The 12,585-nt window shown below is 30.6% G+C and carries 8 protein-coding genes and 1 riboswitch; of the genes, 5 read left to right on the top strand and 3 right to left on the bottom strand.

The genetic code is table 11. The features are described 5' to 3' along the window. Nucleotides 1-422: 422 nt before the first annotated feature. Nucleotides 423-609, bottom strand: a riboswitch (cobalamin riboswitch). A gap of 737 nt (nucleotides 610-1,346) precedes the next feature. After that, a complete protein-coding gene (locus tag GC105_RS10205) occupies nucleotides 1,347-4,112 on the bottom strand; it encodes a bifunctional glycosyltransferase/CDP-glycerol:glycerophosphate glycerophosphotransferase (RefSeq protein ID WP_152804391.1) in 2,766 nt (921 codons plus the stop codon). 508 nt (nucleotides 4,113-4,620) lie between these two features. On the opposite strand from GC105_RS10205, the gene GC105_RS10200 reads away from it, so the two are divergent. From GC105_RS10200 to GC105_RS10185, 4 genes are all read left to right on the top strand, one after another. Next, nucleotides 4,621-4,992, top strand: a complete 372-nt coding sequence (locus GC105_RS10200) for a GntR family transcriptional regulator (protein ID WP_152804389.1) — start codon at nucleotides 4,621-4,623, stop codon at nucleotides 4,990-4,992. Further along, nucleotides 4,985-5,872 (top strand): ATP-binding cassette domain-containing protein, encoded by an 888-nt coding sequence (locus GC105_RS10195; RefSeq protein WP_152804387.1) that lies wholly within the window; start codon nucleotides 4,985-4,987, stop codon nucleotides 5,870-5,872. Before GC105_RS10200 ends, GC105_RS10195 begins: the two co-directional genes overlap by 8 nt. Beyond that, nucleotides 5,850-6,614: a hypothetical protein gene (locus GC105_RS10190; protein ID WP_152804385.1), complete on the top strand. Its 765-nt coding sequence runs from the start codon at nucleotides 5,850-5,852 to the stop codon at nucleotides 6,612-6,614. Before GC105_RS10195 ends, GC105_RS10190 begins: the two co-directional genes overlap by 23 nt. A gap of 327 nt (nucleotides 6,615-6,941) precedes the next feature. Continuing rightward, entirely contained in the window at nucleotides 6,942-9,260 is a 2,319-nt protein-coding gene (locus GC105_RS10185; protein ID WP_152804383.1) for a putative bifunctional diguanylate cyclase/phosphodiesterase, read from the top strand. 392 nt (nucleotides 9,261-9,652) lie between these two features. Here the strand turns inward: GC105_RS10185 and GC105_RS10180 are convergent, their stop codons facing one another. Beyond that, on the bottom strand, nucleotides 9,653-11,047 hold the full coding sequence (locus tag GC105_RS10180) for an SLC13 family permease (protein ID WP_152804381.1): 1,395 nt from the start codon (nucleotides 11,045-11,047) through the stop codon (nucleotides 9,653-9,655). Nucleotides 11,048-11,543: 496 nt separating this feature from the next. On the opposite strand from GC105_RS10180, the gene GC105_RS10175 reads away from it, so the two are divergent. Then, entirely contained in the window at nucleotides 11,544-11,900 is a 357-nt protein-coding gene (locus GC105_RS10175; protein ID WP_246169819.1) for an AbrB/MazE/SpoVT family DNA-binding domain-containing protein, read from the top strand. A gap of 95 nt (nucleotides 11,901-11,995) precedes the next feature. Here the strand turns inward: GC105_RS10175 and GC105_RS10170 are convergent, their stop codons facing one another. Then, the gene (locus tag GC105_RS10170; protein WP_152804377.1) at nucleotides 11,996-12,283 is read right to left on the bottom strand and encodes a nucleotidyltransferase family protein; all 288 of its coding nucleotides are present in this window, start codon (nucleotides 12,281-12,283) and stop codon (nucleotides 11,996-11,998) included. Nucleotides 12,284-12,585: the final 302 nt, after the last annotated feature.

Below are 12,585 nucleotides of genomic sequence, written 5' to 3'. Positions count from 1 at the left end.
TAAATCCTATAAAGTGAAACTTTATTCAGTAGATTTTTTTCAATCCCCTACTGAATATTATTTTTCATGAACAATTAGACATCCCAAAACATGTTTTCTCGCTAGTACCTTAATAACGGAGCAGTTAAATAGCTTGCTTTCACTTGGCGAGTGTCGCGACTTTTACAGGTACTTAATCGCCCAACTTAGCTTTTTTTCATCATGAAGTCTTGAAGTGGTGCAAGACCAATTTATCTAACCTGAAAGGAGAAGATACATTTACTGATATTAACAATTTTTAATTTAATCCATTAACTTAGGGTTTTTCAATACCCTAGCGCTTTTATTATGTGAGTAGAAACCTTCCTACATAACAAAAAAGCTGCCTCACGGCAGCAAAATAGCAATAAAAAACATGCTCCTTATCTTCCGTAAGAATCACAAAAAAAGTATCATAACAAGCAGTTCTCCTGACTTAAGATCATCGCACTTCATCGCCTTCTCAAATCATTTTAGTAATGATTCAATGACATAATGATGAAGCACTCCCTACCACAGTGACGGGATCGCGCCGGAATCAAACCGGACTTCTCTATTATTCCTTACGGAACTTGTAAGACTTAGTATTCAGTTATATGTTTTATATTACCATTACAGTTATTTGTATGTCAATAAATTAAATCTTAATTTTTATATCTGGAGCCAAGCGACGTGAGATCTCACTCTTCCCTGTCATCCAGAGGAGCCAAGCGACATTATAATGTTTTGTATTTAAACTGAAAAAATATAATAAGCTTCCCCTAGGGATTAGCAGCATAAATCTATATTATTTTTTTAGTATGAAATATATTCCCTGCACATATTTATCAAGAATCACTTGCATTTCCTAAATAAACACTGTTTACCTTTCTAATTTTTATGGTATAATATATTTATGAAGTAAACGGTAATCGGAATCGCAAAAATGCGATTGCCACACAGTGATTAGTTTAGATAATCATCCTGCGGACTGGGCAGGATGATTATTTTTTATCTTTTTATGCCTTTGTCTTGCTCTCAGCGAATACTTTATTACACGCTATTAATTAATACCTGTGATAGAATACCCTAGGGTCTTAGATCCCACGCTCCGCTCTGGATGACTAGGGTCTGCCACACGGGTCTTTTTTGTGTCAGTGTTCTTTCCATTATCAGTATTCCTTTAATTGTCACCCACAGGAACTAAGTGCGAAGAATCTGACTCTTCTCAGTCATCCAGAGGAGCCTTGCGACGTGGGATCTTATAACCTCAGAATCCTTATACATTGATTTTTTTTAGAACAACTGTGTCCTTGTAACAGTAAAACTGTAAATTATTATATCTGTACTTAAATATTATGCGAAATAGTTTGAATGCCCTCGCTAATAAATTCATCTATAGTATTACTTTCCTTTACATGAATTTTAGACTCAGAAATGTACTCTGATATACTATCTTTTATTTCTATGTTATTTACAATGATTTTATCATACCTATCATATAATCTATAAAGTCTATTTAAATTCTTAGTAGAAGAAATATAAATAACCTTAAAACAATCGAGATACGAAAATAAATACAATCTTTTGATAGATTTTTCATTATACATAATTAAGTATTCAAAATCTATATTAGGATATATTCTATTTAATTCATTTAAAAATACTCTATCAACCTTTTTATTAAATAATTTATATATCTTCGGAAATCTTATTAACATATATTTTAATATCTTGTCAGATAGAGAAATGTTTGGAAAACTCCTCAATTGACCCATATAGCAAACATTATCAGGAATATCTAATAAGAATTTTTTGTTTTTTCTAAGCATACTATTAATATAACCAAGATATATATTGTACTTACTATTTTCATTTTTACTTAGCAATTCTAATATATTACTATTTTCCTCAATACGTAAATAATTATTAGATTGAATTAAAATATTCTTCTTAACCTTTTGAGTGCTAACTATATTAATATTTGTTTTTCTTTTTAATATCATCATATCGCAAATGCCTTGTACAACATCTGCTTTGTCGTATTTACAATATTTTTCTATAAAATCACTATAATTTGTAATAGAGTCATTATTTATTTCTTCGAATAAAGATTTAATGTCTTTAACATTTGCAAAAGGTAATTCAGATAAAGGAAAATATAATCCACGCTCAGCCAAATACTCTTCCTCGTCATAAGTAAACAGTATAATTTTTTTGCCCGTTAATGCAAAATCAAAAAACACACTTGAATAGTCTGTTATTAAAATATCACAAGAGTTTAAAAACTCATAGGTTTCATATTCTTTGGGGAACAGTTTTATTTTTTTGAAACTACTTATATCAATATAATCTTTTACATAAGGATGAACATTAAGATAAAAAATCTGATTATCTCTTAAACTAGCTTCAATTTCATTAAAGAAATCATTTAATTCTTTAAAATAATTATCGTTATTTATATCAGATAATGTGCCACGCCAAGTAGGCATATATGCTATCGTTTGTTTATCCTTCACCTTTATTTCTGCTCCACTTTCTTTATTCAGAAAGACTGCATTTCTGGGGTACCCACATAATAATATAGTATTACTTTTTAAATATAGCATATAGTCTTCTATCATAGTATTCATCATATATTCACTAGGATATAACAAAAAATCAGACATAAGGAAGTTCTTTTGTAAGTTTGCTATATTGTAAAAGTCGTTATTGACTTTTCTCCCTAAAGTTTTTAAAGGTGTTCCATGCCATGTATTCAAATAAACTTGTTCATCCTTTTTTATAAAGTATAAAGGTAAACTAGTATCAGAGAAAATATACTTTGCAGTTGTAAGAGCAACCAAAAATTCATCACTATCAACAACTACTAATTCATAATTACTTAATTTATAAAAAGTTAATTTACTTTGGAATTCTCCTATTAAACTTTCATCTACAGCAATATGTATTTTATACATTTCAAAACTTTTATTTAAAAGTAACTCCTTAATAATATAAAACATATTTCCATTTAAATCTTTTCCATGTTGAGAATCAATAAAAATATTATATTCATTCACTTGTGAGTTATCGTACTTCATTTGAAATCTATAACCAATTTTAATAACTTTAGCTTTAGATAACTTTTTTGCATACTTACGTATTTGGGTTTGTTTTAAAGACTTCGCTGTCCAGTATATTGCACCTGAATTGCTATTTTTTTTTCTATTCTTATCGAAATAAAAGTTTTCTTTCCATTTTGGAAATTCAGTATCCAAAAATTTAAATGATGAAGATACAAATCTATATTTTAATAGAATTGAAGAAAATTCTATTTGACTAGTAAATCTCAAATATATATGGTGTAGTGCTATGTAAGTGATATACTCTTCAAAAACATTAAAATTGTTATCTTTTTGGTAAAATTCTTTTAATTCTTTCATCACTAAAAAAACATCATCAAATTTTGAACTGAACGTAGCTGTTACAGATTCTTCACGATCCTTTATATAATAATATAGGCTTTTGTCAACTTTTACTATTTTTTCTGATTTTAAAAATACCTCATATGTAAAAAGTAAATCTTCAAAAATTTTATACTTCTTAAATCTAATATTATGACTCTCTATAACTTCTCTTTTAAATATTTTATTCCATAAATACGGTGTTCCTTCAATAAATATGTTGGGGTTTTCTAATACAGATTGATCATATTCGTATTCGTTTCCCAATTGTTTTGCATTTATAACGCCTTTCTTCTCTATATAATAGCCACATACTGAAATATCAGCACTACATCTTTTAACTTTATTATATAGCTCTTCAAACATTCTTAAATCAACATAATCATCACTATCTACAAAGCCAATGTACTCTCCTTTAGCCATGTCCAAAGCTAAATTTCTAGCACCTGCAACTCCATTATTTTCGATTCTTTCTGATCTAATTATAGTAGGATATTCATTTTGAAATTCCTCTATAATTAAATGGCTATTATCAGGACTTCCATCATTTATTATAATTATCTCAATCTCTTTAAGAGTTTGATTTACTAAAGATGTCAAACATTTTCTCAAATACTTTTCAACATTGTATACGGGCACAATTATACTTATTTTTATTTCTTCTATCATTTGTAACACCTCATTTATTTTTTGTAATTACTACAATGCATAGTAATTACAATAACTTGTATATATTTTACTTCTCTTACTATAATTAATTTAGCATTATATCATTAATTATGTAAAAATTTATTTCATTTTTATTACATTTTTATTAATAATTCCATTATCTACGAAATTAATTCAGTCTCCCTCCTCATCCAGATAAGCTTCAGCGACGTGGGATCTGACTCTTCCCTCGTCATCCAGAGGAGCTTCAGCGACGTGGGATCTAACTCCTCTCAGTCATCCAGAGGAGCTTCAGCGACGTGGGATCTTATAACCTCAAAATCTACTTATAGCATTTACCATGGTTATTTTAAAAGTAAAACAAGTACCACTGCTAGTATCCCCAAGGTACTTCTTCCTTGAAAAATTAATGGAGTTATTATTCTTCTTGACAAAATAGAATTTTGACTTTACACTATAGTTAGTTACTTAACCAACTAACTAAGATAGTATGAAAGGAGATTCTTTATTGATAATTGATTTAAAAGATGAAAGGCCTATATTTATTCAGATTGCTGACGGTATCGAAGACGCTATACTATCTGGCATTTTCACTGAAGAAAGCCAAATTCCTTCTATCACTGAGTTCTCTGTCAATTACAAGATTAATCCTGCAACTGCTTTAAAAGGTATTAATATTTTAGTGGATAGTGGAATGGTTTATAAAAAAAGGGGACTTGGCATGTTTGTTACAAAGGGAGCAGTTGAAAAGCTCAGAGAAAAGCGAAAGGAACAGTTTTTTGACAATTACATCAATAATCTTATTGCTGAAGCAAATAGACTTAATATAAGCAAATCTGAAATTGTATTAATGATAGAAAGAGGGTTGAGCAATGAATAGTATTGAAGTTAAGGATATTAGTAAAACATTCGGTGATGTATGTGCTCTTGATCATGTGACGATTAACTTTGAGCAAAACAAGATATATGGACTTCTTGGTAGAAACGGTGCAGGTAAATCAACATTACTAAATATACTCACTAATCGTATTTTCCCAGATAGCGGTCAGGTATTGATTAACGGTATATCTACAACTAATAATGATACTGCTTTAGGGAGCATGTATTTAATGAGTGAAAAAACTTATTATCCAGAAAAAATGAAAATAAAAGATGCTTATAAATGGACAAAAATATTCTATCCTGATTTTGATGAAACGTATGCAAAGAAGATTGCACAAATGTTTAAATTAAACATAAAAAAGCCTATAACATCTCTATCCACTGGGTATACATCTATATTTAAGATAACAATTGCATTGTCAGTTAATACTCCATTTATTCTTCTTGATGAACCAGTCCTAGGATTAGATGCGAATCACAGAGATTTATTCTACAAGTTGTTGATAGAAAAATTTAGCGATCATCCATGTACTATTGTTATTTCCACCCATCTTATAGAAGAGGTATCCCAAGTAATTGAAGATATCGTAATTATCCAAGATGGTAAGATTATAAGAAATGAATCTTGTGAGGCATTGCTTTCTAAAGGATATACGGTTTCTGGTAGTAAGACAATTGTAGATACTTATATACAATATAAAAATGTAATAGGGTATGATTCTCTCGGTGGGCTAAAAACTGCGTATATATTGGGAGAAATCAATAAGTCAACCTTACCAGATGGTGTTGAGACAACAAAGCTAGATTTGCAAAGGTTATTTATTCAGTTAACAAATGAGTTAGGAGATGATAGAAATGAATTTGAAAGTAGCCTATAAATTTCAATTTGCTGAACATAAAAAAGCAATCATACAGTTTTACTTAATCATAGTATGTATCTTTCTTGCATTACACATTTTTGTAGGAATTAGTGTTACGAACGACAACAATGTACCAGGTCAATTCAATGGGTTCGATAGTTCTTCTGCCATATTTCTATTTGTGTTGGGATTATGTACATTTAAAGAAAGCTTTCATATGATGATACAAAATGGTATTTCAAGAAAAACAATGTTTATTGGAAAAGTATTAACTATGATTTCTGTAGGTATAGTAATGGCACTTATTGATAAGGCGATTGTCTTGCTAGACAAGCTCGCGTCAGGTGTTTCAAGTGAGATGTTGATTCTCCAAAGCCTGTTTGAACAAATTTATCAAACCCGTGTTGAGTATATCACTACTTTTCAAATGCATATTGAAAGCTTGATATTTAACATCTGTCTTTTTATGAGCTTTATTGCAATGGGTTACTTTATCACAATCTTATACTACCGATTGCCCAAATATGGGAAAATTGCAATCTCAATAGGTGTGCCGGCTGGGTTGTTCATTATTTTACCTGTTATAGATTCAATAGTAACAAATGGTGAAATCATTCATATGATTGTTAATACTTTAGATTTTGCCTTTGGTTTCTCAAATCAAACGCCATCTCACGCCATAATTACTTTCTTTTCAATGTTTATAGTATTTATGGGACTTAGTTGGTTGCTAATAAAGAGAATAGAAGTGAAGGAATAAGAGGTCAACGTTAGGATTTATTTTTACCACTTAAAAGGGGCTGTGTACTAATTATCTAGTACTACAGCCTCATTAGATTGGTTTATAATATATTATTTGCTTGACAATTGAACCTATGGGTTCATTTTAAGAGTCCTAAAGTGTTCGGAATGAAAGAAAAGCAATAAATATTGTGACTATTGCCGATTTAAATAACTTTTGTGTGAATATTTAAGATTAAATTAATATTAAGATCCTACACTAATAGAATAACTCATATATTTCTTTAATTCATTAATTTTATCAGAAAATGTCCGATTAATATATATATAAATATATGGGGTGAACATGATCAAAAAATCGAATGCAATTCTATTACTACTGGCTCTTTATTATTTTATATATCTATATTGTACAATTCTTAACTTAAATTTGTTGGGGAATATTTTGTCGCCTATTGGACCTTTTTTTGCATTCATCTTTATATTCAAATATATTAATGGCATTCCGTGGTCCATAATCAAAATATTTGGATTATCCTTAAGTATTGGTTGTCTTTTTTATGCTCTTGCTGAAGTTTTATGGGGAATATTTGATTATGCAAATCTTGTTGATCCTGGAAGTAGTCTTACTATCACTCTTATATATACGGTAACTAATCTACTATTCTTTATTGCAGTAATGCTTTATATTGTAGAAAAATTTAAAAAATGGAATAAATTTCAATTAACTATTGATTTTCTTATTTCTTGTATTTCAGTATTGTATTTGCTCTGGGCATTATTTCTAAATAGAGATATACAAACAATTCAGTTAGTATTGGATTTTGGATTAATATCATTAATTAATATTATCTTAGATATTTTAATATTTACAATTATCACTATTTGGTATCTATCTATACGTGGAGGAAAAATACCCTTATCTATTCGTTTAATGACAACAGGTACGGTTCTCTATTCAATCACAGATATAGTATGGTACTATCTGGAATTTCATTCTCGATATATACCTAATACATTAATCGATTCCTTCTATATACTTTCAATGGTACTAATTGCAGGAGCTTTTGTAATAAATAGTGACAAACAATTACAAAATGAGTTTTATCGCTATGACTACTCTAATGTAGGTATGAATAATAAAGTATTTCTTTTTCTTCCAATATTAATTTTATTGATTCACGAAGATGGCTTTATTACGTCAGATGTTTTGTTTTTTTCTGTGTCCATTTTTGTTTATAAAAGTACAAGCAATTATATACAGCTCGCAATACAAAATGAATTTTTATTGGAAAAAGAAACAAATTTAAATGCGGAACTAGAGCTGAGAATTAAAGAACGAACTAAAGAGTTAACAGACAAAAATCTGTTGCTTCATAATATGTCAAATAAGAATATGTTAACAGACTTATATAATAGAAGATATTTCAAAAATAAGGCTGAAGAAATCATTTCAAATCTTCCTAGTTTTTCTAATATCGTAGCTCTATTTATTGATTTAAATAAATTCAAATCAATAAACGATCAGCATGGTCATAAAACAGGAGATCAAGTACTCGTTGAGGTTTCTAAAAGATTATCCCAAGTGCGATATAATGACTCTACCCTATGTCATTTTGGTGGCGATGAGTTTGTGATTGTTTGTGAAGTTGGTATTTTAAATATGAATGATATACATACCTTTGCAGAACAAATCATAGCAAGTATAGCTGAGCCTATTCAAATAGATAACTTTTCATTTAACATTTCTATGAGCATAGGGATTTCCTTTGGTCATTGTAATACTAATATCGATGACTTAATTAATAATGCAGATTTCGCCATGTACGAGGCTAAAGAACAAGGACAAAATAAGTTTGTTATTTATGATAATGATATGTCCAAAAAAATCAGAAGAAAAAATGACATTATGTATTTGTTATCTAATATGGATTATGAAAATGAATTTCAGTTAGTTTTTCAGCCACAATTAAATATTGTTGAGAATAAGCTTATTGGTATGGAGGCATTAATCAGGTGGAATAATCCCTTAAGAGGATCTATTTCTCCAGTAGAGTTTATCCCAATTGCTGAAGAGATAAATCAAATAATTTCAATCGGCAAATTTGTGTTAATTAACGCATTAAAACAAATTTCCCTTTGGAATAATAAGTACCAATTACAACTTGTTATGGGGATTAATATTTCTCCAAAACAACTTATGGATGATAACTTCGTGCCCATGATTGAACAACTTTTTCATGAATATGATATTAACCCTAAGTGGATAGATCTTGAGATAACAGAAGGCATAGCCATGGTCCATAATGAGGATACATATGCTGCACTTCAAGAATTAAAAAATATGGGTGTTTCAATTTCATTTGACGATTTTGGGACAGGATTTTCATCTTTTAGTACCTATAAATATTTTCCTTTTGACCGTATAAAAATAGCAAAACAATTTATTGACAATATCCATCAAGACGAAAACGCATATAATATCACAAAGTTTTTTTTATTACTATCAGAAAGTCTAGACAATCGTTTAATCGTAGAAGGTGTAGAGTCCAAAGAACAATACGATGTTTTAGTGGAACTAGGCTGTGAAGAAATTCAGGGCTATTATATTAGTAAACCCTTACCCTCTAATGAATTTGAAGATCAATTTTTGAAGAAAAAATAACCCACGCTCCCGTCATCCAGAGGAGCCTTGCGACGTGGGATCTTACCACACACCCCTCCCTGTCATTCAGAGGAACAACGTGACGAAGAATCTGACTCCTCTCAGTCATCCAGAGGAGCTTCAGCGACGTGGGATCTTATGCCTCTGTCTTACTCTCAGCGAATACTTTATTACACACTAATAATTAATACCTATGAGAGAATACCCCTAGGGTCTTAGATCCCACCCAGATAAACGGGGCACCGCGCTCCGCTCTGGATGACTCAGGTCTTTTTTTTGTGTCAGTGTTCTTTCCATTGTCCGTATTCCTTTAATCGTCATTCAGAGGAGCGATGCGACGTGGAATCTTTCTCCTCTCAGTCACTTCAACATGCTACAAGAATAATATGTTATCACAGAAAACCTAAAATTCTCAAAGCTATAGGCAACCAAAATGCAACTACTATAGCAATTAACACTTGAATAATAGCTGTGGATTTAGGCATTTCGTTAATTTTATAATACCCAGTCATATAAGTCAGAACAGGCACTGTATCTATTGGGAATAAAAAACAATTTGCAACACAAAGACCTAAAGTCATTACTGTAAGCACTGGACTTACTCCTGTATTAGTTGCTAAACCTACTAAAGGTGCTCCTAATATGGGAATCAAGGCTGGAGCTACTGGGACAGGAATCAGCATTAAAAATACCATTATTCCCACTATAAAAGTTATCCCAAATACCGGTAAATTCAGTGTGCTTGGAAATGCTACTGCTACTAACCAATCACTGACGCCATTTGTTACTAGAGCACTTCCAATAGAAATGACACTAGCTACAAGAAAAAAAGCGGGCCAACTTACTGAATTTAAATATTCTTCCCACGATAGTATAGAATAATTAGGAATAAACAGTAGTGTAAATGCAACAATAGTTACTAATGTAATATTTAATGCAGGAAACCAAGAACCTAGTATCCATAAAATAAACATTGATATAAAAAGAGTCAATACATACTTTTCTTTTCCGTCCATTTTAGATGGTACTATAATCTGATTTACATAATTATGTATCTGTCGACTGTTTATTTCTACTGGTCTATATACTCTAACAATGATTTGCCAAGCTAGAGGCAGTATAATAATTACAATAGGTATCCCACAAAACATCCATTGAACAAAGGTTATAGTAGTATTTGTAAGTTCCTCAAGCACTCCTATAGTCATGAGATTAAGAGATGAACCTGCCGGCGTAGCCATACCTCCTATCATACTCGCAACTGGTAAACCAATCATAAAAGCCTTGCCTGTTTTTAATCGATCCTTCTTATCTTCATAAATCTTTAAAAAATTAATAATAATGGGTATAAATACAGCTGTAGATGCCACATTAGAAATTACCGATGAAATTACAGCACTACAAAGCATAAAAGCAAACAGCATTTTTTCGATGTTTTTTCCGTATTTCATCATTAGAAATTTTAGTAATCGTCTAGACAATGGTACTTTTGTAATGGCAGTAGATATCCCAAAGGACGCTAATACAAAGAATACGATAGGATTAGTATAACCTGTCAGTGCAGTAGGTATATTAGGGACACTTTTAAAAATTACTAATAAGGCTATAGATAAGATACATGTTACTCCCATAGGCCATGGTTCTGTTATAAGTAGTACAAGTACAACTGCTAGTATCCCCAGTGTATTTCTTCCTTCAAAAGTTAATAATGGAGTTATTGGTACAAAATGCATCCCTACTAGAATTGCTATAGATATTAACAATCCTATTAACTGAGATCTTTTCATGTATTCTCACCTCTATTATTATTTAAGGCGCTAACACTATTCTGTTAAGCGCCTCATAATATAATATTCACACACTGTAGTGAACTTTCTACTTTTCTTTCATCTATTTCCTTTTGATACAAATCTAGTTTTTTATCTGTCAATTTATAACAGACGAGAATTACGAAATACAGTACTGGGTCGATTCTATTGGGTCTCGGGTCGCTGTGGGCAGCTACCCCCTACAATAACTATTTACCAGCGATCATCATTGTAAAAAATTCCATTTGAATGATATATTATCATGTATTATTTCCCATAGACGATAATAGTTCTCCCCCACTACGATATAGAAAAGCATACTTGGAGATAAAATGATGGCGTTTTAATATATTTGACATTATTTGTTTTGAATCATATAATATAAGTAAGGAATCTTGGTTTCCTTACTTGAATATTTTTATGAAAGGAGCATATACTTATGTTAGTATCTAAAATAAATGCGGAGGTTACGCATATGGAGAAACGCCGAATTAATATCTCAAGCAAACGGCAGATTACAATCCCAGCCAAATATTTTGAAGCTTTAGGTTTAGATAAAGAACTTGACTGTATATACTCGAATAATATGTTGATTCTTACACCAGTAAAAAAAGAAGACCCTGCTTTTGCTGAAGAAATATTAGCCGATTTGATACAGCAAGGTTATTCAGGCAAAAAGTTATTAGATGAATTTAAGAATATCAATTGCAAGGTTAGACCTGCCGTTGAAAAACTAATTGAAGAAGCCGACTCAATTGCAAAAATTGCATCGACTAATTATGTGGATTCAACCGATGATATTTTTGATGTCGATGAAACGGATTCTTTATAATGCTACCAGTTGAAAATCCTTCTAAAGCAAATCCTTCAACAATTTCCTCTATCACAACTATCTCAGAAAGTATCTTTTTTATTATTTGAAATTCTCTATTGTTCATAAATATTAATTACCTTATTTATCTTGATTAATGTATTTTCATCAATAGGTGCATGAATTAAATCTACTTGTTTTTGCAATTTGTTTTCAATTTCATCTTTTATATCAAATAACATGAATAATGATACATTGGAAGATAGAAATTCCACAAGCAAATCAATGTCACTGTCTTCATTTGCACTGCCATCAGCATATGATCCAAACAATGATATTTTCTTTATTGGATAATTAACTACAATATCATTTATTGATTCTCTAATATCCTTTACAGTAAACATCTGAAACCACCTTCTCCGAAATTAATTAAAACTTACTAATTAAATTATACCATAAAAATTGTATTTATAAACAATGTAAGATCTGAAATCTTAGTGTCCATTCTCGATGAATACTTTGCTAACAAGTACTTTTGGGAATAACTTTTGGGTCTTAGATCCCACCCCGATAAACGGGGCACCGCGCTTCGCTGGATGACTGGGTAGTTGCTTGGGCATTTTCTATTGTCATTCAGAGGAGCAAAGCGACGAAGAATCTTTTCTCATTTGACTGTTTGTAGTACAAAAGATTTTATCCATCGTCA

Source organism: Alkalibaculum sporogenes (assembly GCF_009362815.1).
Taxonomy (GTDB): Bacteria; Bacillota; Clostridia; order Eubacteriales; family Alkalibacteraceae; genus Alkalibaculum_A; species Alkalibaculum_A sporogenes.
The sequence above is the reverse complement of the archived record's forward strand: the minus strand, read 5'-3'. Positions and strand labels throughout refer to the sequence as shown.